The sequence below is a fragment of the Flavobacterium sp. genome (genome assembly GCF_036782315.1).
Classification (GTDB): Bacteria; Bacteroidota; Bacteroidia; order Flavobacteriales; family Flavobacteriaceae; genus Flavobacterium.
In genome coordinates, this window is sequence record NZ_DAIPZK010000007.1 from 18,850 (window position 1) to 42,473 (window position 23,624).

The 23,624-nt window shown below is 33.2% G+C and carries 19 protein-coding genes; 7 read left to right on the top strand and 12 right to left on the bottom strand.

The window, feature by feature from the left end:
• Nucleotides 1–39: 39 nt before the first annotated feature.
• From lpdA to V7P59_RS07405, 5 genes are all read left to right on the top strand, one after another.
• Nucleotides 40–1,428 (top strand): dihydrolipoyl dehydrogenase, encoded by a 1,389-nt coding sequence (gene lpdA / locus V7P59_RS07385; protein ID WP_035692884.1) that lies wholly within the window; start codon nt 40–42, stop codon nt 1,426–1,428.
• A gap of 145 nt (nt 1,429–1,573) precedes the next feature.
• On the top strand, nt 1,574–2,281 hold the full coding sequence (locus tag V7P59_RS07390; protein WP_333809519.1) for a hypothetical protein: 708 nt from the start codon (nt 1,574–1,576) through the stop codon (nt 2,279–2,281).
• A gap of 151 nt (nt 2,282–2,432) precedes the next feature.
• Complete coding sequence (locus V7P59_RS07395; protein WP_073583580.1) at nt 2,433–3,218, top strand: MlaE family ABC transporter permease; 786 nt, start codon at nt 2,433–2,435, stop codon at nt 3,216–3,218.
• 2 nt (nt 3,219–3,220) lie between these two features.
• A complete protein-coding gene (locus V7P59_RS07400; protein WP_333809520.1) occupies nt 3,221–3,967 on the top strand; it encodes an ABC transporter ATP-binding protein in 747 nt (248 codons plus the stop codon).
• 8 nt (nt 3,968–3,975) lie between these two features.
• Nucleotides 3,976–4,953: an MlaD family protein gene (locus tag V7P59_RS07405; RefSeq protein ID WP_333809521.1), complete on the top strand. Its 978-nt coding sequence runs from the start codon at nt 3,976–3,978 to the stop codon at nt 4,951–4,953.
• Here V7P59_RS07405 and cmk read toward each other — a convergent pair.
• The 5 genes from cmk to V7P59_RS07430 all read right to left on the bottom strand — a co-directional run bounded on the left by cmk (nt 4,950) and on the right by V7P59_RS07430 (nt 11,583).
• The gene (gene cmk, locus V7P59_RS07410) at nt 4,950–5,633 is read right to left on the bottom strand and encodes a (d)CMP kinase (protein ID WP_333809522.1); all 684 of its coding nucleotides are present in this window, start codon (nt 5,631–5,633) and stop codon (nt 4,950–4,952) included. The genes V7P59_RS07405 and cmk overlap by 4 nt on opposite strands.
• A 27-nt stretch (nt 5,634–5,660) precedes the next feature.
• Nucleotides 5,661–6,680, bottom strand: coding sequence for a type IX secretion system protein PorQ (porQ, locus tag V7P59_RS07415; protein WP_333809523.1), 1,020 nt, complete (start codon nt 6,678–6,680; stop codon nt 5,661–5,663).
• A 118-nt stretch (nt 6,681–6,798) separates the two neighbouring features.
• Nucleotides 6,799–9,261: an endopeptidase La gene (gene lon, locus V7P59_RS07420; protein WP_333809643.1), complete on the bottom strand. Its 2,463-nt coding sequence runs from the start codon at nt 9,259–9,261 to the stop codon at nt 6,799–6,801.
• Nucleotides 9,262–9,411: 150 nt separating this feature from the next.
• Nucleotides 9,412–10,701 carry an MFS transporter gene (locus V7P59_RS07425; protein WP_333809524.1) on the bottom strand — a complete coding sequence of 430 codons (1,290 nt, stop codon included), beginning with the start codon at nt 10,699–10,701 and terminating at the stop codon, nt 9,412–9,414.
• Between the two features lie 63 nt (nt 10,702–10,764).
• A complete protein-coding gene (locus V7P59_RS07430) occupies nt 10,765–11,583 on the bottom strand; it encodes a M48 family metallopeptidase (protein WP_333809525.1) in 819 nt (272 codons plus the stop codon).
• 145 nt (nt 11,584–11,728) lie between these two features.
• Between V7P59_RS07430 and V7P59_RS07435 the strand changes: the two genes are divergently transcribed.
• Nucleotides 11,729–12,592 carry an alpha/beta fold hydrolase gene (locus V7P59_RS07435; RefSeq protein ID WP_333809526.1) on the top strand — a complete coding sequence of 288 codons (864 nt, stop codon included), beginning with the start codon at nt 11,729–11,731 and terminating at the stop codon, nt 12,590–12,592.
• A 33-nt stretch (nt 12,593–12,625) separates the two neighbouring features.
• Here V7P59_RS07435 and V7P59_RS07440 read toward each other — a convergent pair whose 3' ends face one another.
• From V7P59_RS07440 to V7P59_RS07465, 6 genes are all read right to left on the bottom strand, one after another.
• Entirely contained in the window at nt 12,626–13,351 is a 726-nt protein-coding gene (locus tag V7P59_RS07440; RefSeq protein ID WP_333809527.1) for a TIGR00730 family Rossman fold protein, read from the bottom strand.
• An 88-nt stretch (nt 13,352–13,439) separates the two neighbouring features.
• Complete coding sequence (uvrA, locus tag V7P59_RS07445) at nt 13,440–16,271, bottom strand: excinuclease ABC subunit UvrA (RefSeq protein ID WP_333809528.1); 2,832 nt, start codon at nt 16,269–16,271, stop codon at nt 13,440–13,442.
• A gap of 82 nt (nt 16,272–16,353) precedes the next feature.
• Nucleotides 16,354–17,316 (bottom strand): Fic family protein, encoded by a 963-nt coding sequence (locus V7P59_RS07450; RefSeq protein WP_333809529.1) that lies wholly within the window; start codon nt 17,314–17,316, stop codon nt 16,354–16,356.
• A gap of 193 nt (nt 17,317–17,509) precedes the next feature.
• Entirely contained in the window at nt 17,510–19,327 is a 1,818-nt protein-coding gene (locus tag V7P59_RS07455; protein ID WP_333809530.1) for a chloride channel protein, read from the bottom strand.
• A gap of 53 nt (nt 19,328–19,380) precedes the next feature.
• The gene (locus V7P59_RS07460; protein WP_333809531.1) at nt 19,381–20,046 is read right to left on the bottom strand and encodes a DNA alkylation repair protein; all 666 of its coding nucleotides are present in this window, start codon (nt 20,044–20,046) and stop codon (nt 19,381–19,383) included.
• On the bottom strand, nt 20,033–20,629 hold the full coding sequence (locus V7P59_RS07465) for an acyl carrier protein phosphodiesterase (RefSeq protein WP_333809532.1): 597 nt from the start codon (nt 20,627–20,629) through the stop codon (nt 20,033–20,035). The genes V7P59_RS07460 and V7P59_RS07465 overlap by 14 nt, the downstream gene beginning before the upstream one ends.
• Before the next feature lie 154 nt (nt 20,630–20,783).
• Here V7P59_RS07465 and glmM point away from each other — a divergent pair, with 154 nt between their 5' ends.
• Nucleotides 20,784–22,172, top strand: a complete 1,389-nt coding sequence (gene glmM / locus V7P59_RS07470) for a phosphoglucosamine mutase (RefSeq protein WP_333809533.1) — start codon at nt 20,784–20,786, stop codon at nt 22,170–22,172.
• Nucleotides 22,173–22,189: 17 nt separating this feature from the next.
• Here the strand turns inward: glmM and V7P59_RS07475 are convergent, their stop codons facing one another.
• A complete protein-coding gene (locus tag V7P59_RS07475; RefSeq protein WP_333809534.1) occupies nt 22,190–23,623 on the bottom strand; it encodes a glycosyltransferase family 2 protein in 1,434 nt (477 codons plus the stop codon).
• Between the last annotated feature and the right edge of the window lies 1 nt (nt 23,624).

Here is a 23,624-nt window from a genome sequence, read left to right on the forward strand (position 1 = left end):
TTCGCAACTTATAAATAAAACTGAAATACTTTATAAAAAATGAAATACGATATCATAGTTTTAGGAAGTGGTCCTGGTGGTTATGTAACTGCTATTAGAGCATCACAATTAGGCTTCAAAGTAGCCGTTATCGAAAAAGAAAATTTGGGTGGAATTTGTTTGAATTGGGGTTGTATTCCAACGAAAGCATTATTAAAATCAGCTCAAGTTTTTGATTACCTAAAACATGCTTCAGATTACGGATTAACCGTTAAGGAATTTGATAAAGACTTCAATGCTGTAATTGCACGTTCGCGTTCGGTTGCAGAAGGAATGAGCAAAGGAGTTCAATTCTTAATGAAGAAAAATAAAATCGACGTTATTGATGGTTTTGGAAAAGTAAAACCAGGTAAAAAAGTTGACGTTACTGCTGCTGACGGAAAAGTTACTGAATATTCAGCAGATCATATCATCATTGCAACAGGAGCGCGTTCTCGCGAATTACCAAACTTACCACAAGATGGTAAAAAAGTAATCGGATACCGTCAAGCAATGACATTACCTGAGCAACCAAAGAAAATGATTGTTGTTGGTTCTGGTGCGATTGGAGTTGAGTTTGCTCATTTCTATAACGCAATGGGAACTGAAGTTACGATTGTTGAATTCATGCCAAACGTAGTTCCAGTAGAAGACGAAGACATCTCAAAACAATTTGAGCGTTCGTTGAAAAAAGCAGGAATCAACGTAATGACAAATTCTTCTGTGGAAAGAATTGATACTTCTGGAAACGGCGTAAAAGCATTCGTTAAAACTGCAAAAGGAGAAGAAGTTTTAGAAGCGGATATCTTATTATCAGCGGTTGGAATTAAAACCAACATCGAAAACATCGGATTAGAAGAAACGGGTATTGCTACCGATAGAGATAAAATCTTAGTTAACGCGTATTACCAAACAAACGTTCCAGGTTACTACGCTATTGGTGATGTAACGCCAGGACAAGCTTTAGCGCACGTTGCTTCTGCTGAAGGTATTTTATGTGTGGAGAAAATTGCAGGTTTACACGTTGAGCCATTAGATTACGGAAACATTCCAGGTTGTACGTATGCGACTCCAGAAATTGCTTCTGTGGGTATGACTGAAAAACAAGCGAAAGAAAAAGGATACGAAATCAAAGTGGGTAAATTCCCATTCTCAGCTTCAGGAAAAGCAAAAGCTGCTGGAACTCCAGACGGATTTGTAAAAGTAATTTTTGATGCGAAATACGGTGAATGGTTAGGTTGCCACATGATTGGTGCTGGTGTTACTGATATGATTGCAGAAGCAGTTGTAGCCCGTAAATTAGAAACTACAGGACACGAAATCTTGAAAGCAGTTCACCCTCACCCAACCATGAGTGAAGCGGTTATGGAAGCGGTTGCTGATGCTTATGGTGAGGTAATTCACTTGTAGTCTTTAGAACAAAGAAAATAGATTAAATCCGATTTGTGAAAGCAGATCGGATTTTTTTGTTGAAAACTTGGAAAGGGTTTGTAAGAAAAATTATTATATTTGATAATTCCCGTTTATATCATATATTTTAGAAAACGAATGGTTTATGATTGAAGATATTAACTTTTTAATTGAATTAGTTGGAGGCAATAGTAATGCATTAACAATATTTGCCTTATTAATTGGAATAATAATATCTCTATTTTTATACTTCAAAACTTTTTATCGATTAGTTTATTCAACAGAAACAATATGTGAAAACATTAAAGAACTTGGAGATTGGGTTCACGAACAAGATGTTTATATAACAAGAGTTCTATTTTACAACAACGGAAGAAAAACTTTATCTAAATCTGAAATAAAAAATCTCATAATAACCACAAATAAAGAGATTTTATCTGTTAGAACATTAGAAGAAACTAAAATGGTAAAATTTTATCCAAAAAAAAATAAAATAAATATAGATATAGAATACTTAGATTCATCAAAATATTTTGCTTTAGAAATAAAACATAAAGGTCATATTTCTGTTGTAGGTAGAATATCAGAAACTGGACAAATTTTACATACAGAACCAAGATATTGGATTGTAATAAATATTATTTTTTTGGGCTACATAATGTTTTCACTATTTAATATTATGCTTCATTTTGAAGATGAAATTTTTTCCCATTCAAATAATTTTATATTATTAATATGTCTTGGTTTAATAATAAGAATTATTCATTCTTTTTTATTTATACCTGATTCTTTAACGACTAAATATTTAGAACCAAAAAACAAATGGAAAAAAGAATTTAGTAATAAGTTTTAACCCGATAGCGAAGATTTCCATTCCTTGCCCAAAAAGTAAAACAAACAAAAATCTAACTCCACCACAACTCCTATTTTTTACTACAACTCTTACAAATATCATGTTTTATCTAACTAAAAATCACTATATTTGGTTGTAATTAAGATGCTTCATGAAAAAATATTTCGACAATCTTACTGAAGCTTTACAAAACTTCCTCATCGAAGTGGGCGAACTCTCCTACTTTGCAGGGCGTTTTTTCAAGGAATTTTGGAAACCGCCATACGAATTCAAAGAATTGTTACGTCAGTGTTTTTATATTGGAAATCGCTCTTTATTGTTGGTAAGCGTTACGGGTTTTATCATTGGTTTGGTATTTACCTTGCAATCGCGACCTACGTTGCAGGAATTTGGTGCTGTTTCTTGGATGGCGTCTATGGTGAGTGTTTCTATTATTCGTGAAATTGGTCCTATTATCACCGCTTTAATTTGCGCCGGAAGAATTGGCTCAGGAATTGGTGCCGAATTAGGTTCTATGAAAGTAACCGAACAAATTGATGCTATGGAAGTTTCGGGAACCAATCCCTTCAAATATTTAGTCATTACGCGAATTTTAGCGACTACTTTAATGTTGCCGTTACTTGTAATAGTGGGCGATTTCATTGCCATTTACGGTTCGTTTTTAGTGGAAAACATTAAAGGAAATGTGTCGTTTACCTTATATTTTAATCAGGTTTTTAATATTTTGGAATACAGCGATATTGTACCGGCTACCATCAAAACCTTCTTTTTTGGGTTTGCGATTGGTTTAGTGGGTTGCTACAAAGGCTACAACTGTAAAAAAGGTACGGCTGGCGTAGGAAAGGCAGCAAATGCAGCGGTAGTTTATACTTCGATGTTGCTTTTTATTATTGACTTTGTAGCGGTTTTTGTAACGAACATTTTTTACGATTTATAGCCATGACAACTCCAACGAAAAATGCGATTATCACGATTAAAGATTTGCACAAACAATTTGGGAGCAATGTGGTTTTGAATGGATTCGATTTGGAACTCTTTGAAGGAGAAAATCTAGTGGTGATGGGAAAATCAGGTTCGGGAAAATCGGTGATGATTAAATGTGTGATTGGCTTAGAACAGCCTGATAGCGGTTCGATTTTAGTTATGAATCAGGAAATCAACAAACTCGAACAAGAAGATTTAGACGAATTGCGCACCGAAATCGGATTTTTATTTCAAGGAAGTGCTTTGTATGATTCGATGTCGGTTCGTGAGAATTTAGAGTTTCCATTGCGTCGTCACACGAAAAAGTTTGGTGTAATAGAAGATACAACTCCTTTGGTGATGGAAGCCTTAGAAAGTGTTGGTTTAGCACATGCAATTGATTTGATGCCGAATGAACTTTCGGGCGGTATGAAACGCCGAATTGCTTTAGCCAGAACCTTAATTTTAAAACCCAAAATTATCTTATACGACGAACCCACAACCGGTTTAGACCCCATTACATCAAAAGAAATTGTACTTTTGATGAATTCGATACAAAAACAATACAACACGTCTTCAATTATCATTACTCATGATGTGGATTGTGCCAAAGTAATCGCCAATCGTATGATTTTATTGATAGATGGTATCAATTATATAGAAGGAACTTTTGATGAGTTAGCCAGTTCAACAGATCCAAAAGTGCAAGCATTTTTTAAATAGTTTTAGTAATGGAAAAATCAAATTCACAAAAAATACAACTCGGAATCTTTGTTATCATTGGAACATTGGTATTCTTAGCCGCGATTTATTTTATTGGAAACAAGCAAAATATGTTTGGCAATACGTCGCATTTAAAAGCTGTTTTTGTTAATGTAAATGGATTGCAACCTGGAAATAATGTTCGTTATGCAGGAATTGACATTGGTACGGTGAAAGAAATCGAAATGATTAACGATACTACTATTAGCGTTCATATGATTATTGATAACAAAATTATGGAACACATTAAAACAAATGCAATTGCTACGATAAGTTCGGATGGTTTGGTGGGCAATATGATTATCAATATTATTCCAGGAAAAGGAGCTGCTCCAAAAGTAAAAAATGGCGATACGATTCAATCCTATAGTCGCATTGGAACTGATGCGATGTTAGAAACGCTGAATGTTACCAATGAAAATGCCGCCATGCTAACCGCAGATTTATTGAAAATTACACAAGAAATCACGCAAGGAAAAGGAACGGTTGGACTTTTGATAAGAGATACACTTATGGCACAAGATTTAAAAGCAACTATGAGTTATTTGAGACAAACTTCAAAAGGAACTTCTGAATCAGTGGCTAATTTGAATAAACTAATAAATGAATTAAACCGAAAAGACAATGTTATTGGTACTTTAAACGATACGGTTGTGGCGAATAGAATGAAAAAAATTATTGTGAACTTAGAAAAATCGAGTGTCGAAATTAATAAAGTAGTTACCAATTTAAATACGACCATTACCAATGTAAAAGAAGGAAAAGGTGCAATAAATTATCTTTCGAATGATCCAAAATTGGTAAAGCAAATTGATTCCACAATTACTAATATCAACAAAGCGAGCATAAAACTAAACGAAGATTTAGAAGCTTTGAAACACAATTTCTTGTTTAGAGGTTATTTTAAGAAACAAGCGAAGGAGAAAGCGAAACAGGGGAAAAATTAAAGTTTATCCTTAACCAAATTCAAAACCAATTCAAATTGTTCTTTTTTGGTAAGACTTGAGTTATCTACTTCGATAGCGTCGGCTGCTTTAACAAGTGGCGAATCTTCTCTGTGTGTATCAATGTAATCGCGCTCTTCTACGTTTTGAAGCACTTCTTCAAAAGTAATGTGTTGTCCTTTTTCAACTAATTCGTCAAATCTGCGTTGGGCTCTGGTTTTCGAACTTGCTGTCATGAATAATTTCAACTCGGCATCAGGGAAAACTACGGTTCCGATATCTCTTCCATCCATCACAATGCCTTTGTCTTTGCCCATAGTTTGTTGTTGCTCGACTAATTTAGCACGCACTTCTGAAATTTCGGCTACTTTACTCACCATACGCGAAACTTCAATCGTTCTGATTTGTGTTTCGATGTTTTCGTTATTCAAATACATTTCGGCAAATCCTAAAGTAGGATTGAATTGAAAACGCAAATTGATATTAGGTAATTGAGCTACTAATCCCGCTGCATCTAAATGGGTTTCAGAAACTAAATTGTGTTGCATCGCATAATAAGCCACCGCACGATACATTGCTCCTGTATCTACATATACGTAACCTAATGCTGCAGCCAATTGCTTTGCTAATGTACTTTTTCCAGTTGACGAAAAACCGTCTATTGCTATGGTAATTTTTTTCATTTCTTTGTTCTTGCTCTTTACTCTTCTTTAATTCAAATCGATCATCAAACCAAACAAACTCGTGTTGGCAGCGATAGTATATCTCGAATACGAATAATCAAATTTAATTTTTCCGAATCGAATTCCAAAACCAACTGAAATTCCAGAGAAATTACGTTTGTCAACAATTCTTAATTCTTCACCACGTCTAAAATTATATCCTAAACGTACATTAAAACCTTTTTCTGGAAATAATTCGGCTCCTACAATTACGTGACGCAAAGCGTTATTGAAAAACGATACCTTTTCTTCTTTAGAACCGCCATCTAAACTTCCTTCTGCTCTATTGGGATTAGAAAAAGCGATATTCCATTGCTGTAAATTTTCTAACGTTAAATGCCAACGAATGGGTACATTTTCCATCAATTGAGAAATTCCAGCATCAATAGCTAAGGGTAATTTTTCATTCGTATTTTCATACGGCTTAATTTGGAATCCTAAATTTCGAACCGTTAAACCATAATTAATATCATTGTCATAATCCACATACAAAAAACCTAAATCAACCGCAGCACCCCAAGAATTATAACTTTCTAAAGTAGAAGAAATTAATTTTGCATTAGCACCCACAAACATATCTGTCCAAGGAATATTATAAGCATATCCAAAAGATAAAGCAGCTTCACTTCCTGTAAAATCAGACGTTAGATTTCCTAATTCGTCTCTTCCTTCAAAAGTTCCGTAGTTGATATAACTAATTCCAGCATGAAAGGTTTGTAGATGTCGGTCGTAAGTGTAAGCATAAGCCGCCGTTCCATAAGATACTTCACCGTAATAACTACCATAATTGGCCGACAAGCGATTGCTCATTTTTTCATTAATTGTAGCAGGATTATAAAACGCTTGGTTTACATCATAATCCACAACGGTAACGGTTTTTCCTCCCAAAGCGGCTTGTCTTGGCGATTGTACTAAGTTTAAAAACTGATATACGCTCTGACCTCCTATTTGGCCAAATGAAGTAGCCGATAGTAGTAGGGATAAGAGGAATACGAGTTTTCTTAGCATTTTTTATTGTTAATCTTACTTATAACGCAACTGCGAAGATAAAATTATATCGGTTAGGAAACAAAAAAAGAACTCCCAATACGTTAATTATTGAGAGTTCTTTTTTTATTTATAAAAATTACTTTTTGACTTCCAGATTTTTAGGATTCTTTACCTTTTGATTGGTAATAGCAATATCTAAAACTTCACTCATTCTATCCACGTAATGGAACGTTAATCCTTCGATGTAATCCGCTTTAATTTCTTCAATATCACGTTTGTTTTCTTTACACAAAATGATTTCTTTGATATTGGCTCTTTTCGCAGCTAAAATCTTTTCTTTGATTCCACCTACTGGCAACACTTTTCCACGAAGTGTGATTTCACCTGTCATTGCAATGTGTTTTTTCACTCTTTTTTGTGTGAAAGAAGACACCATAGATGTTAACATTGCAATTCCAGCACTTGGTCCATCTTTTGGCGTTGCCCCTTCAGGAACGTGAATGTGAATGTTATAATTATTTAAAACTTCTGGATTGATGCCTAAAAATTCTGCATTAGCTCGAATATATTCTAAAGCAATCGTTACCGATTCTTTCATGACCGTTCCTAAATTTCCGGTCATTGTCATTGCTCCTTTTCCTTTTGAAATTAAGGATTCGATAAATAAAATATCACCACCAACAGATGTCCATGCTAAACCTGTAACTACTCCCGCCACATCATTATTTTCATATTTATCGCGCTCCATACGTGGCGATTTCAATACTTCTAAAATATCGGCATCAGTAACTTTAACATTATACGGCTCCTCCATAGCAATCGATTTTGCCGCATGACGTACCATTTGAGCAATTTTCTTTTCTAAACCACGAACACCTGATTCGCGTGTGTAACCTACTACGATTCTTTCTAACTGCTTTTTACCAATTTGTAAATCTTTAGCTGTTAATCCGTGTTCTTTTAATTGTTTTGGTAACAAGTGCGTTTTAGCAATTTCGATTTTCTCTTCAATTGTATAACCTGTCATTTCGATAATTTCCATACGATCACGAAGCGCAGGTTGAATCGTTGACAAACTATTTGATGTTGCAATGAACATTACTTTTGACAAATCATAACCCAATTCCAAGAAATTATCATGGAATTCTTTGTTTTGTTCTGGATCTAAAACTTCTAACAAAGCCGAAGATGGATCACCATTATGGCTCATTGATAATTTATCAATTTCATCTAAAACAAAAACAGGATTTGACGTTTTAGCCTTTTTTATATTTTGAAGAATTCGTCCTGGCATCGCTCCAATATAGGTTTTTCTGTGACCACGAATTTCAGCTTCATCTCGCAAACCACCTAATGACATTCTGATATATTCTCTACCTAATGCTTCCGCGATAGATTTACCAATAGATGTTTTACCAACACCCGGAGGTCCATATAAACAAAGAATTGGCGATTTCATGTCGTTACGCAATTTTAAAACGGCTAAATGTTCTATAATTCGCTTTTTAACATCTTCTAAACCATAATGGTCTCTATCAAGAATTTTTTGAGCACGTTTTAAATCGAAATTATCTTTGGTAAATTCATTCCAAGGCAATTCTAAAAACAACTCAATGTAATTTCTTTGAATACCAAAATCAGGTGAATTGGGGTTGGTACGTTGTAACTTAGACAATTCTTTTTCAAAATGTTGCGCAGTTTTTTCGTCCCATTTTTTCTTTTTCCCTTTGGCCCGCATTTCTTCAATTTCTGCTTCATATGAAACGCCACCCAATTCTTCTTGAATAGTTTTCATTTGTTGTTGCAAGAAATATTCGCGCTGTTGCTGATCTAAGTCGAAACGTACTTTAGACTGAATATCGTTGCGAACTTCTAATTTTTGAAGCTCTAAATTCATATAACGCAACGTTTCTAAAGCTCTATCTTTTAAATTAGGAATTGATAGTAATGCTTGTTTTTCTTCTACCGAAAGATTCATGTTAGAAGAAACAAAATTGATTAAAAAAGGATTACTTTCAATGTTTTTGATAGCAAAAGTAGCTTCGGTTGGGATATTTGGACTTTCCTTGATAATTTGAATAGCCAATTCTTTGATTGACTCTACAATCGCTTTAAATTCAACATCTTTTGTATCAGGACGTTCTTCTGCAACTTCTTTAATTGTAGCTCTTAAATAAGGCTCTTCCTGAGTAAAACTTTCAATTTCAAAACGCTTTTTACCCTGAAGAATTACGGTTGTATTACCATCAGGCATTTTAAGAACACGCATAATTCGCGCCACTGTTCCCACATGATGCACGTCATTTGGAGTTGGTTCTTCTACGTTTTCATCAATTTGTGCCACAACACCAATAATTTTTCCTTTGGCATTGGCATCATTAATTAATTTAATTGACTTATCTCTTCCCGCAGTAATTGGAATTACAACTCCGGGGAATAAAACGGTATTTCGTAAAGGTAATATGGCAATGTCTTCGGGCAAAGCCTCGTTATTCATTTCTTCTTCATCTTCAGGCGTCATTAACGGAATCAATTCCGCATCTGGATCCATTTCTTGAAGTGACAAATTGTCAAGCGCTAGTATTTTTTGATTCGGCATAATATAATTTATGGTCTTTTTGTCAGTATTATTCATTTGAAATAGTATTCAAAGTTACGCATAAAAGCGTTATTTTATTGATAATCAAATCATAAAATAATTTTAAATACTAATTTCAACAACTATAGTTCAAGATGTATGCCAAGAACCTTACTTTTTAGGAACTCGTAACAAAAGAAGTAATCCTATCACAAAAAATAAGATTAAAAATAAGATGGCATTTTGGATTTTACCTGTTACATCGGCGATATAACCATAAGTAAACATTCCTATTACAATACCAATTTTCTCTGCTACATCATAAAAACTAAAGAAAGAAGTGGTATCAACTGTATTTTCTGGAATAAATTTAGAATAAGTAGAACGCGATAAAGATTGAATTCCTCCCATTACCAATCCTACAAAGGCTGCAGCAATATAAAAATCATTTGGTGTAATTACGAAATACGCATAAGTGCAAATTAGAATCCAAGAGAAATTTATAAAAATCAATACTTTTATATTACCAAATTTAGCCGATGCTCTTGAGGTTAACCAAGCCCCAAAAACGGCAATCAATTGAATTAATAAGATGCTAACAATTAAACCCATAGTTCGTTTGCTATCACTTCCCCATTGCACTTCTTTTTCTCCAAAATAAGCCGCAATAATCATGATGGTTTGTACTGCCATACTGTAAACAAAGAAAGCTGCTAAGTAACGTCGTAACGGTTTCAACTCTTTGAGTTGGTACCAAACTTTGCGTAATTCTTTAAATCCATTAAAAACAATGTTACGATGTAGTTTATTCGTGTTTTTATTGTTTGGTAAATAATAGTAAGTATATTGACTAAATCCCAGCCACCAAATACCAACAAATAAAAACGAATAGCGCATCATTTCTAGTTTTTGTTCATCTTCTACAGACATTACCAATGCCAAACAAATCAGAAGCAAAACAACACTTCCCACATATCCCAAACTAAATCCTTTTGCACTGATTTTATCTTGTTGTTCTTTGTGAGCAATATCGGGTAAATAAGAATTGTAGAATACTAAACTTCCCCAAAAACCAATCAATGCGAGTAAGTAAGAAACTAAACTTAAAACAACAGTGTCTAATGAGAAAAAATATAACGACATACAAGAAACAGCACCAACATAGCAGAAAAGTTTCAGGAAAAACTTTTTATTTCCCATGTAATCAGCAATTCCTGATAATAAAGGCGAAATAAAAGCAATGATTAAAAATCCTAAAGCGGTAACATAACTTATTAAAGCTTCACTTCGAATAGAAAATCCAAATAAAACAATTTCTTCAATATTTTTTTGACGAAATAAAGCTCCGTAATACAAAGGAAAAATTGTAGATGAAATTACCAATGCATAAACTGAATTTGCCCAATCATAGAAAGCCCAAGCATTTAAAAGTTTTGAATCTCCTTTTTGAAGTTGTTGCATAAAAGTCATATTAAATAAAAATCCCGACATAGTCGGGATTCAAATATAGTAGTAATTTTTTAATTATTTAAAAGTAACACCAAACTTAGCAGCTTCTGCTTTGGCTTGCGGAATCAAAGCAGTTAATTCTTTAATACGTGTTTCATTACTTGGATGTGTACTTAAGATTTCGGGTGGTGCTTGTCCTCCTGAATTTGCAGACATACGTTCCCAAACTTTAACTGCATTAATAGGATCATAACCCGCAATGGCCATTAAAGTTAAGCCTATCATATCTGCTTCACTTTCATGAGCGCGACTAAAAGGTAACATTCCTCCTACTTGCGAACCAATACCATACGCTTGCATAACAAGAGCTTGGGTTTGAGGATCTTTATTTCCAACTGCAACTTGAGTACCTACTGCGCCTAATTGTTGTAGTAAACCCGCACTCATACGTTGTTGCCCATGATTTGCCAATGCGTGAGCAACTTCATGTCCCATTACAGCGGCAATTCCTGCATCGTCTTTGCAAATAGGTAATATACCCGTGTAGAAAACAATTTTTCCACCTGGCATACACCATGCATTCACTTCTTTACTATCAACTAATTTATATTCCCAAGCATAATCTTTTAAATAATCGGCCTGGTTATTTGCTGTTAACCATCTTTCTGATGCCGTTTTTATTTTCATTCCTATTGTTTCAATTCTTTTAGCATCAGTAGTACCAGTAATTACCTTATTTTCAGATAAAAACTGATTATATTGTTGAAATGCCATTGGAAAAATTTGACTGTTAGGAACTAAAGCCATAGTGCTTTTTCCTGTAAACGGATTTTTAGCACAAGAAACTGCAAGTACTAAAGCAAAAAGAACAATAATTTTAAATTTTAAATTCATGGTAATTATTTTTTTACAAATTTACACCTTTTTAATTTTTTCTGTGTTATAAAAATCCCACTTTAATGGCTTTTTTAACTATTTTTTATAATCTCCTTTTGATTCTAACTTTATATAAGTTGTAACTTGCATAAAATTTTACAACATGCCTAAAAAGAAACAAAAACAATCGCAAGTTATCGAAATTCCTAAGCCTATTTTGTTTACTGCTAAATTTTTACAAGCTATATCTCCAAATTTGACAACCAAATTTGCTGCCAAACTTTTTACTACTCCTATCCGTCATAAATTACCAAAACGTGAATTACATATGGAACGCGAAAGTGTTCAAAAAAGTATTATAGTTCCAGCTATAAATAAAGAAATTGTGATATATGAATATGGGAAAAGTAATAAAAAAATACTTTTAGTTCATGGTTGGTCTGGTAGAGGAACCCAATTGGTTAAAATTGCAGATGAATTACTTAAAATGGGTTATATGACTATTAGTTTTGATGCACCCGCTCACGGAAAATCAAAAGGGAATTATTCAATTATGACCGAATTTATTGCTTCCATTTTAGAATTGGAAAAACAATATGGTTCATTTGAATATGCTATTGGACATTCTCTTGGAGGCATGTCTGTTTTAAATGCGATTAAACAAAATCTTCAGGTTAAGAAAGCAGTAACCATTGGAGCTGGTGATATTATTCAGGATATAATTGATGATTTTATACAAAAATTACAATTAAAACCTGAATATGGAATCAAATTAAGAGATCATTTTGAAAAACGATTTACTGGAAAAATGGATGATTATTCAGCCTACAAAGCAGCTAAAACAATTAAAATTCCTGTTTTAATTATGCACGATAAAGAAGATGATGATGTTTCAGTTAAAGCGGCGTTTCATATTCATGAACATTTACAAAATTCAGAACTTGTGATTACAGAAGGTTTAGGCCATCGTAAAATTCTGGGGGATGAAAATGTAATAAATAAAATTAAAGATTTCATTTCAAAATAAAAAAGTCCTTCTGTTTGAAGGACTTTTGCTTTTTTAGAAGTTAGGTGATAAATTGTATTTTTTGTAGAAGTTATCTAATGCTTCTAATACCTCATCTTCTGTATCTACAACTTTAATTAAGTTCATATCTTCTGGACTGGCATTTTTCATTTTGTCAATCATAACTGTTTTAATCCAATCTAATAAACCTGACCAAAATTCGGTTCCCACAAGAATAATTGGGAATTTACCAATTTTCTTTGTTTGAATTAAAGTAACCGCTTCGAATAATTCGTCTAACGTTCCAAAACCTCCTGGCATTACTACGAAACCTTGTGAATATTTTACAAACATTACTTTACGCACGAAGAAGTAATCAAAATTTAAGTTTTTATCTTTGTCAATATACGGATTAAAGTGTTGCTCAAAAGGCAATTCGATATTTAAACCTACAGAAGTTCCTCCTCCGTAATGAGCTCCTTTGTTTCCGGCTTCCATGATACCAGGACCACCACCCGTAATTACTCCGTAACCTGCTTTACTGATTTTATAAGCAATTTTTTCAGCTAATAAATAATATTTGTCTTCTGGTTTTGTTCTAGCTGAACCAAAAATAGATACACAAGGACCAATTCTTCCCATTGATTCGTAACCATTTACGAATTCAGACATGATTTTAAAAATTGCCCATGAATCATTGGTTCTTATTTCATTCCAAGTTTTTTGCTTGAATTTCTCTTGAATTCTGTGATCTTCGTTTTCGTACTGATCTGCTGCCATAATAATTTTAGTTAATTTGTTTGTAAACAAACTATTACGATTAATTAATAAAGTTTTAGCAGTGTTGTTGTGTGTAGTAATTAGGGTGCTAAGATAATTCTTTTTTCAAAAACTGCGCTGTATAGCTTTTTTTATTTTTTATAATTTCTTCAGGAGTTCCTATTGCTACAACTTCTCCGCCACCTTTTCCACCTTCATAACCAATGTCGATAATGTAATCCGATAATTTAACAACATCTAAATTATGTTCGATAATTAACACCGTATTTCCTTTATCAACCAACTTATTGATGACATCCATAAGAACTCGAATATCTTCAAAATGTAAACCTGTTGTTGGTTCGTCTAGAATATAAAACGTATTTCCAGTATCTTTTTTAGATAGTTCGGTAGCTAATTTTATTCGTTGTGCTTCACCGCCTGAAAGTGTGGTACTTTGTTGGCCTAATGTAATATAACCCAATCCAACATCTTGAATCGTCTTAATTTTTCGGTAGATTTTTGGAATATTTTCGAAGAAATCTACTGCTTCATCTACGGTCATATTCAAAACATCAGAGATTGATTTTCCTTTGTAACGAATTTCCAATGTTTCTCGGTTAAATCGCTTCCCTTGACAAGTTTCGCATTCCACGTAAACATCTGGTAGAAAGCTCATTTCTATCGTTCGAACTCCTGAACCTTCACAGGTTTCACATCTTCCTCCCGAAACGTTAAAACTAAATCTTCCTGGTTTATAACCTCGAATCATCGCTTCTGGAACTTGGGTAAACAAACTTCTGATTTCCGAAAAAACATCAGTATATGTCGCTGGATTAGAGCGCGGTGTTCTTCCAATCGGACTTTGGTCGATGTCAATTACTTTGTCGATATGTTCTAAACCTTCGATTTTCTTGTATGGTTGTGGTTTTTTAACAGCATTGAAAAAATGAGCATTTAATATTGGATACAAGGTTTCATTAATCAAAGTCGATTTTCCACTTCCTGAAACACCCGTTACACAAACCAATTTTCCTAAAGGAATTTCAATCGAAACATTTTTCAAGTTATTTCCCGTAGCACCTGACAATTTGATGGATTTTCCGTTGCCTTCTCTACGTGTTTTTGGTACTTCAATTTGCATTTTACCACTCATGTACTGAGCCGTAATCGTATTTTCTTTTAGCAATTCTTTTGGTGTTCCTTTACTGATGATTTGTCCACCAAAACGACCTGCTTTTGGACCAATATCAATAACATAATCAGCACGTTCAATCATGTCTTTGTCGTGTTCAACCACGATTACTGAGTTTCCGATATCGCGCAAACTTTCTAACGATTTAATCAAACGCTCATTGTCTCTTTGATGCAAACCTATACTTGGTTCATCTAAAATATATAAAACACCAACCAATTGCGAACCAATTTGCGTTGCCAATCGAATACGTTGCGCTTCACCACCAGATAGCGATTTTGAACTTCGGTTTAAGGATAAATAGTTCAAACCAACATCCAACAAAAACTGTAATCGAGCCGTAATTTCTTTTAAAATTTCAGTTGAAATAACTTGTTGTTTTTCAGAAAGGTGATTTGGTAAATCGGCAAACCATTCGGACAATTCGGCTATGTCCATTTGAACTAATTCGCCAATATTTTTTCCGTTTAGTTTGAAATACAACGATTCTTTTCTCAAACGCGTTCCTTCGCATTCTGGACAATCATTTTCATCCATAAATTCTTTTGCCCAACGTTTGATACTTGCTGAATCGGAATTATCGTATTGATTTTTAATGAAGTTAGAAATTCCCTCAAAATCGATTTTATAATCTTTCGTAATTCCCATAACCTTTGAAACGACCGAGAATTTCTCGTTTCCACCATACAAAATCATATCCATTGCTTCCTGCGGAATATCTTCAATGGCATCGGTTATTTTGAAATTATATTTTTGAGCGATAATTTCCAATTGTTTGAAAATCCACGAACTTTTGTATTCTCCCAAAGGTGCAAAACCACCATTTTTTATGGAAGCTTTTGGATTTGGGATAATTTTTTGAAGATTGATTTCATTTACAGTTCCTAATCCGTTACAACACGAACAAGCGCCTTTTGGAGAGTTGAATGAAAAGTTATTGGGTTCTGGATTTGGATACGAAATTCCAGAAGACGGACACATTAAATTACGGCTATAAAAACGTACTTCATGACTTTCTTGTTCGATGACCATCATTACGTCTTCACCATGATACATGGCTGTTTTTATGCTTTCTGAAAGGCGTTTGTCAGTATCTTCTTCAGTATCAATTGCCATTCTATCGATTACGATTTCAATGTCATGCGTTTTATAACGATCGACTTTCATACCGTATTCTAAATCACGAATTTCGCCATTTACACGAACTTTTAAGAAGCCTTGTTTGGCAATTTGCTCAAATAATTCGCGATAATGTCCTTTACGAGAACGAACAACCGGTGCTAAAATATTGATGCGTTTTCCATTGAAATCCTCTAAAATTAATTGCTTGATTTGTTCATCCGAATACGAAACCATCTTTTCGCCCGTATTGTAACTGTAAGCATCGGCTCCACGAGCATACAACAGACGTAAGAAATCATAAATTTCGGTAATCGTTCCCACAGTAGAACGTGGTGATTTACTGGTAGTTTTTTGCTCAATAGCAATCACAGGTGAAAGTCCGTCTATTTTATCTACATCGGGACGTTCTAATCCACCAAGAAATTGACGTGCATAAGCCGAAAAAGTTTCGATGTATCTTCGTTGTCCTTCGGCATAAATCGTATCAAAAGCCAATGAGGATTTCCCTGAACCCGATAAACCTGTAATAACCACCAGTTTTTCACGTGGTATGGTAACATCTATGTTCTTAAGATTATGAGCTCTTGCTCCAATAATTTCGATAGTTTCTTCTGTGTGTTGCATATTTTTTGGCAAAACGCAAAGATATTCAATTTTAACCAATTTTTGTAGTAGACAAGTGTGAAGAAATTAAAAAAAGAAAGCGCTAAAGTAAACGCTTTCTCTGTCTATTTGAAATGTAATCGTTAATGGCTTTTTTAGTGGTGACCCAATTTCTTCCTTCTTTATAAGCATCAATTTTACCTTGACGCGCCAACAAACTCACGTATTCTTGACTGTAAGGCGTATTTGGTTCACTAACTATATTTGCAATGGATTGATAGTCTTCATCGTTTTCACTTGGAATAGAAGTTAAATAAATATTTACGGTTCTTTCCAAAGCTTGACACATTAACAATGTTAACTTTTGATAGTTACCATTATTTGCCTGATTTAATGCATCATAATATTTCTTTCTATCATTTTTTAAGATGATTGCCGGTGGAAAATCTCTTCGTATGAGCAATAAATTCATAGCTAAACGAACAGTTCTTCCATTTCCATCAAAAAAAGGATGAATCCAAACGAGTTTGTGATGAAAAATAGTAGCCAACTCAATATCATTCAATTGCAATGGATTTTCATTTACAAATTGAATTAATTCATCTAACAAATCTGAAACTTTATTTGCATTTGGTGGAACAAAATTTGCTCCAGTGATTCGAACGCCAGCATTTCTAATTCTTCCTGCAAAATCATCTTCAATGGTGCGCAACACCAAGCCATGTAGCGATAAAATATCAATACTTCTTAACACATAATCATCATTGATAATTTGATATAAATAATTAATCGCATGCTCGTGATTTTTTGCTTCAAAATGTTCTCGCAATGATTTTCCTTTGACCGTAATTCCATCTTGAAGCACCATTTGTGTTTCTCTGAGTGAAAGTGTATTTCCTTCAATACTGTTAGAATTATACGTCCATTCAATGGAAAGTGATTCTTTGATTTTTGAAATAGCGGCATTAGGAAGTGGTCTATTTTGATTGAGCACAGCCAATTTATCATACAATCTATCGAATGTTGATTGAAATTCTTCGCGATATGATAAATCAATATTCCACATAATTTATTTATTCTCACCACAAAGTTACTAATATCGTATAGATAAAAAAAATATTTTATCCGATATTTAGATATTAGACAATAGAAATTAGATTTTAGATGAAAGATTTTTAATGATTTCGCCAATTTCTAAAATCTGTGTTCCAAAAAAAAATAAGTTGAATTTTGAGGTTGTACTTGAAGTTGAACTTGATTTACTCAATAATCATCGATTTCAATCGCATTCTGTATTTTTCTAAGATAAGTTGTTTGTAAATGAATCCGAGGAAGATGCCATCTTTTAAAACGGGTAACACTTTACAACCTGAAGCATCAAATTTTTCCATAATGGTTTCTAAGGTTTCGTCATAGAAAATAATTTCTTTTGGTGGTTGCATAACTTCATTTGTAGAAGTATATTTTACTTTGAATTGTGAGAAAACAATTGGGCGGATTTCATCTAATAAAATCAAACCTAACAACCTATTTTTTTCATCCAAAACAGGAAAAATATCAGCATCCGATTGTTGGATTTTCTCTACTAATTCATTTAAATTATCACTAACCGAAATTGCTTTAAAATCGGTTTGAATTAATTTAGCAACATCAATAGAATTCAAAATATTAGCATCACGATTATCTGTAAAAACTTCGCCTTTATCTGCTAAATTTTTAATATCAAATGAATACGGCTCGAAACGTTTAGAAATCGCAAAACTTACCGAAGAAACAATCATTAACGGAACCATTAAATTATAACCACCCGTAATTTCGGCAATAAGGAAAATTGCAGTTAAGGGTGCATGAAATAAGCCACTTAAAATTCCAGCCATTCCTACAAGCGTGAAATTTCCAATAGGCAATTTGGCAAAACCAATGATATTGAAGAAATAAGCCACACAAAATCCTAAATACGAACCAACGAAAAGTGAAGGTGCAAAATTTCCGCCATTTCCACCAGCACCTAGTGTTAAACTTGTAGCATAAACTTTAATCAACATGGTAGCGCCAACAAACAACAACAAAATCCACTTAGAATTTTCAAAACGCTCAAAAACGGTATTTTGAACTAATCGTTCAGGATTACTGTCGGCTAAAAGTTTAATGCTTTCATATCCTTCACCAAATAGCGATGGAAACAAGAAAATCAAAATCCCTAAAATTCCTGCTCCGAAAAGGGCTTTATTAATTGTATTAAATTTCAAATGAGCAAAATAATGTTCAATTTTTCTAAAAGTTCGTGCGTAGTTTATAGAAACCAAACCACATAAAACGCCAAGTAAAATGTAATAAGGCAAATTGTGATAATCGAAAAATTGTACTTTTTTGAACGAAAACAAAATATCTTCATTTAACATTACGGTTGAAACTAAAGCTCCTGTTGCTGCACTAATCATGATAGGAATAAACGCCGTTATACTAATTTCCGCTAAAACTACCTCGATAGCAAATAAAACTCCAGCAATTGGTGCGTTAAAAGCAGCACCAATTCCAGCAGCGACACCACAAGCTAATAATAGCGTTCGGTCTTTATAACTTAAACGATAATTTTGTGCATAATTACTACCAAAAGCGGCTCCAGTAATGGTAATTGGCGACTCTAAACCGGCGCTTCCACCCATACCTACTGTAAACGAACTTGTGACAATTTGGGCATACATTTGTTTTCTTGACATAATACCGCGTTTTTTAGCAACGGCATACATAATTTGGGCAGTTCCCTTTTCTATAGAACCATCTAAAACCTTTTTTATAACGATTACGGTAATTAAAATTCCTATAATAGGTAAAGTACTATTACTGTAAGGAAGATGAAAAATATCATCTAACTTTTGAGCTGATTTAAAAACCCAATGCGCAAATGTTTTTAGAATAATTACTGCTAATGCTGATGAAATTCCCACTAAAACACATGAAAAATAAATAAATTGACGTGGTGTGAGTAACGATTTTAAAAGAAAAACAAATCGCTCCAAACGTCTGAAGGTTTTATGTAAAAACGTTTTTAAGGAAAAAGATTTCTTTCTTGGCATTGTTTTGAAGTATTTTACGAAGGTAAATCTTTAATATCAAAAATAAAACAAAATTAGAGTAAACGTAAGGCTTCTCTTTTGCTTAATGGTTTCAAATTGGTTGAATTAACATATGTTGCAACTCCATTTGGATTAAAACGACTATAATCGCGTAATGCCCAACCAATTGCTTTTTGAATGAAAAACTCATTGGAATTTTTATGCTTTTCACATTCTGATTTTAGAATTTCGAAATTGGTTTTCTCTTTATAACTCAATTGAAACAAAATTGCGCTTCGGTTTAACCACATGTTTTCGGAATTGGAAAAACGCTCAATTACTTTTAAAGTTTCTGAAGGAAAATGCAACAAATAGCCACCCAATAAATATTTAGCAATTGTATCTACAGAATCCCACCAAGAATTAGTAATTATAAGTTTTTCAATTAACTTAATGTCTTCTAAAAAATAATTCTTCTTGAATTCTTTAACTAATATATCAATTGCTGCTATATGAAATTCTCGTTCTTTTAATTGAAATAATTCCCATGCAATTGTTCTAAAATTATTTTTAATTTCTGTAATGTTTTGCTCTTGAATTGATTTTAAAACAGCTCGTCTTTTTTCAGTTTGTATTCCTAAAAAAGAAAAATTATTTTTCATATAATTCTCCATCGGAATAGCCAACTCAGGATTAGCTTCTTTCCGAAAACCAATTTCTAATTCGTTACAAAACTTCATTGAGTTCTTTTAATTTTTGTTGGGACGAAATTACTAATTCTTCAAAAAACTGAAAAAATTCGGATTCAAACTCGGTGTAAAAATCTTGAATTTCCATAATCGCTTCTTGCATATGTGCTCGATGTTTTGTTCGATAATCCATTTGAAAAAGAATCATTTCCAAACCAGAAATGGTAGCGTAACTTACCAACCAATTTCGACCAATCATATAAGGCAACATTCCTTTTGTTCTCTCGGTAAGAATTTCATAGTTATCTTGCATTAATTGATAAAAATCTGCAGCATAATTTTCCAATTTTTCATTGGAATATTTACTCCAATTTTTAGCTAAGAAATGATCGTAGGCAATATCCATAATCACACCAGAATAATGTCCGTATTTGTGATGTAAACGATGTTTACTTTTTCGATAAATCGGATGCGCATCTGTAAAACTATCAATATGACGGTGTAATAAAATACCTTTTTGAATGGCATTTGGATAATCCAAATAGTGAGAGCCTCGAATACTATCTGCCATAAAATTGCCAATTTTGACAAAATCATCTTCACCTGACAAATAAATATGAGCTAGAAAATTCAAATTGTAAAGGTTAAAAGGTTACAAGGTTAAACGTTTAAAAGTTCAACAATATCGTAAATATATAAAAATCTTTACATCTTTTATAGAATACAAATGTTGAACTTTTTATATTTGTGTCTAATTCGGTTTAATACTAAACTTTTAAACAAAAAAAATGACTCTAATAAAATCGATATCAGGAATTCGCGGAACTATTGGCGGAAAAGTGGGTGATAATTTAACTCCAGTTGATGCCGTAAAATTTGCTTCTGCTTACGGAACTTTTCTAAAACAAAACATTGCAAAAGATAAACTCAAAGTAGTAATTGGTAGAGATGCCAGAATTTCAGGACCAATGATTCATAATTTGGTAGTGAACACCTTAATTGGATTAGGAATTGACGTTATCGATTTAGGTTTATCCACTACTCCAACCGTTGAAATTGCCGTTCCAATGGAAAAAGCAGATGGAGGAATTATTCTTACGGCTTCTCACAATCCAAAACAATGGAATGCATTGAAATTATTAAATGCAAAAGGTGAATTTTTAAGCGGAGCAGATGGTGCTAAAATCTTAGAAATTGCAGAAGCCGAAGCGTTTGATTTTGCTGATGTAGATTCGTTAGGAGAAGTTACTGAAAATCATGCTTACATGGATATTCACATTGATGAAGTATTAGAATTACCTTTGGTAGATGCTGATTTGGTAAAAACTAAAAAATTCAAAGTAGTAGTTGATGGTATAAATTCCTCAGGAGGAATTATTATCCCGAATTTACTAGAACAAATGGGCGTTGAAGTCGTAAAATTATACTGCGAACCAAACGGACATTTTCCGCATAATCCAGAACCTTTGAAAGAGCATTTGGGTGATATTTGTAAATTAGTTGTAGAAGAAAAAGCGGATTTTGGTATCGTAGTTGACCCAGATGTGGATCGATTAGCTTTCATTTCTAATGACGGTGAAATGTTTGGTGAAGAATATACTTTAGTAGCCGTTGCGGATTACGTTTTATCAAAAACTCCAGGAAATACAGTTTCCAATATGTCATCGTCTCGTGCTTTACGCGATATTACAGAAAAACACGGCGGAAGCTATCAAGCAAGTGCTGTGGGTGAAGTAAATGTAGTTGAATTAATGAAGAAAACTAACGCAATCATTGGTGGCGAAGGAAATGGCGGAATTATCTATCCTTCATCGCACTACGGTAGAGATAGTATTGTAGGTGCGGCTTTATTTTTAACGTATTTAGCAAATCAAGATAAAACGGTTGCTGAAATTAGAGCTAGCTTTCCTCAGTATTATATGAGTAAAAACAAAATTGAGTTAACACCACAAATTGATGTAGATAATGTTTTAGCTACATTAACCGAAAAATACAAATCAGAAAACATATCTAATATTGATGGAGTGAAAATTGATTTTCCAACCGAATGGGTGCATTTAAGAAAATCAAACACCGAACCCATTATTAGAATTTATACTGAAGCTCCAACACAAAATGAAGCGGATGTTTTAGCTGAAAGATTCGTTAAAGAATTAAAAGAAATAGCAGGAATTTAAATATTAAAGCCAGAGTTTTACTCTGGCTTTTTTTCAAATCCTTTTCGAGTCATATCACCCCAAGAATGACTACCTCTTATTTTTTCCCAATTTCCTTTCAAAGCGGCATAAATGGTAAAAGGATGAAAAATAAAAGGCTCTAATAATGCTGCCCAGACTAATTTAAAAATATCTTTAATGGATTCGTATTTCTTAAAAGTAGCTTCTTCTGAATAAATAGCAAGTAATGAAAAGAAGAAAGCAAATGAATAAACAAATAAAAACAATAAAGCAAAAAACGTCCAACTGATTATTCCCAAATAAGCCATTAAAAACGTAATCAAAAGTCCTGTTAATTCTATAATTGGTGCTAAATATTCATAAAGCAACCAATAAGGATAACTAACTAACCCTAAAATTTTATATTTCGGATTTAGAAACATTTTTTTGTGAATCCACAAGGTTTCCATTGTTCCTCTTGTCCATCGGCTTCTTTGTTTTCCTAAAATTTTGTACGATTCCGGTGCTTCGGTCCAACACAAAGGGTCTGGTATGAATTTTACTGTATATGGAAGTTTGTTTTCATTCATGTAGCGTCGCATACGAACAACCAATTCCATGTCTTCTCCAACAGTTTTAGTATTATAACCACCCACTTTTAAAACAATATCTTTATCAAACATTCCAAAAGCTCCGCTAATTAACAACAAACCATCTAGTTTTTCCCAAGCCATTCTTCCTAATATAAAAGCTCTTAAATATTCTAATACTTGTATTCGAGCCAACAAATTATCAGGAACGTTTACTTTAACTAATTTTCCACCTTTAATTTCACAAGAATTAGCAATTCTGACAACGCCTCCTGTTGCAATAATTCTTTTATTTGAAGATTCTAAAAATGGTTTTGCTAATTTAAGTAATGCATCTTTTTCAATGATACAATCCACATCAATACATAATACATAAGGGTTTTTAGAAAAATTTACACCAGCATTTAAAGCATCTGCTTTGCCTCCATTTTCTTTATCAATTACTATCAATTTGGAATATGTAGGATTTTTAGAAACATAAACTCTCTTTACATTTTTAGTAGCTATTTTAGGCTCATACACATCCTTACTTTCAATTAAATCAAAAGCCGTAAGTAAAATTTCCATTGAATTATCTTTACTTCCGTCGTTGACAACAATTACATCAAAGTTGTTGTATTGGATAGACAAAAGCGATAATATATTTTCTTTGATGGTTAATCCTTCATTATAAGCTGGTGCAACAATCGAAATTTTTGGAGCATCTTTAAAAGCCAATAACGATTTATAAGGAATTAATCGGTTCCTTTTTAGATACTGCTTTAATGAATAAGCCGAAATGACTGCCAAACCTAAATAAGACAACATTACAGTAAAAGCGAATGCTAATATGAAATAATTGAAAATTGCAATATCTTTATTTAGCCAAGCGATTTCAGTCATA

What these genes read in the sequence shown, in the direction of transcription:
- V7P59_RS07390 (WP_333809519.1), top strand. Translation starts at nt 1,574, where the DNA reads ATGATTGAAGATATTAACTTTTTAATTGAATTAGTTGGAGGCAATAGT.
- uvrA (WP_333809528.1), bottom strand. Translation starts at nt 16,271, where the DNA reads ATGCAACACACAGAAGAAACTATCGAAATTATTGGAGCAAGAGCTCAT.
- V7P59_RS07460 (WP_333809531.1), bottom strand. Translation starts at nt 20,046, where the DNA reads ATGAAGTTTTGTAACGAATTAGAAATTGGTTTTCGGAAAGAAGCTAAT.
- porQ (WP_333809523.1), bottom strand. Translation starts at nt 6,680, where the DNA reads ATGCTAAGAAAACTCGTATTCCTCTTATCCCTACTACTATCGGCTACT.
- V7P59_RS07435 (WP_333809526.1), top strand. Translation starts at nt 11,729, where the DNA reads ATGCCTAAAAAGAAACAAAAACAATCGCAAGTTATCGAAATTCCTAAG.
- lpdA (WP_035692884.1), top strand. Translation starts at nt 40, where the DNA reads ATGAAATACGATATCATAGTTTTAGGAAGTGGTCCTGGTGGTTATGTA.
- V7P59_RS07475 (WP_333809534.1), bottom strand. Translation starts at nt 23,623, where the DNA reads ATGACTGAAATCGCTTGGCTAAATAAAGATATTGCAATTTTCAATTAT.
- V7P59_RS07395 (WP_073583580.1), top strand. Translation starts at nt 2,433, where the DNA reads ATGAAAAAATATTTCGACAATCTTACTGAAGCTTTACAAAACTTCCTC.
- V7P59_RS07455 (WP_333809530.1), bottom strand. Translation starts at nt 19,327, where the DNA reads ATGCCAAGAAAGAAATCTTTTTCCTTAAAAACGTTTTTACATAAAACC.
- lon (WP_333809643.1), bottom strand. Translation starts at nt 9,261, where the DNA reads ATGCCGAATCAAAAAATACTAGCGCTTGACAATTTGTCACTTCAAGAA.
- V7P59_RS07440 (WP_333809527.1), bottom strand. Translation starts at nt 13,351, where the DNA reads ATGGCAGCAGATCAGTACGAAAACGAAGATCACAGAATTCAAGAGAAA.
- V7P59_RS07405 (WP_333809521.1), top strand. Translation starts at nt 3,976, where the DNA reads ATGGAAAAATCAAATTCACAAAAAATACAACTCGGAATCTTTGTTATC.
- V7P59_RS07430 (WP_333809525.1), bottom strand. Translation starts at nt 11,583, where the DNA reads ATGAATTTAAAATTTAAAATTATTGTTCTTTTTGCTTTAGTACTTGCA.
- glmM (WP_333809533.1), top strand. Translation starts at nt 20,784, where the DNA reads ATGACTCTAATAAAATCGATATCAGGAATTCGCGGAACTATTGGCGGA.
- V7P59_RS07425 (WP_333809524.1), bottom strand. Translation starts at nt 10,701, where the DNA reads ATGCAACAACTTCAAAAAGGAGATTCAAAACTTTTAAATGCTTGGGCT.
- V7P59_RS07400 (WP_333809520.1), top strand. Translation starts at nt 3,221, where the DNA reads ATGACAACTCCAACGAAAAATGCGATTATCACGATTAAAGATTTGCAC.
- cmk (WP_333809522.1), bottom strand. Translation starts at nt 5,633, where the DNA reads ATGAAAAAAATTACCATAGCAATAGACGGTTTTTCGTCAACTGGAAAA.
- V7P59_RS07450 (WP_333809529.1), bottom strand. Translation starts at nt 17,316, where the DNA reads ATGTGGAATATTGATTTATCATATCGCGAAGAATTTCAATCAACATTC.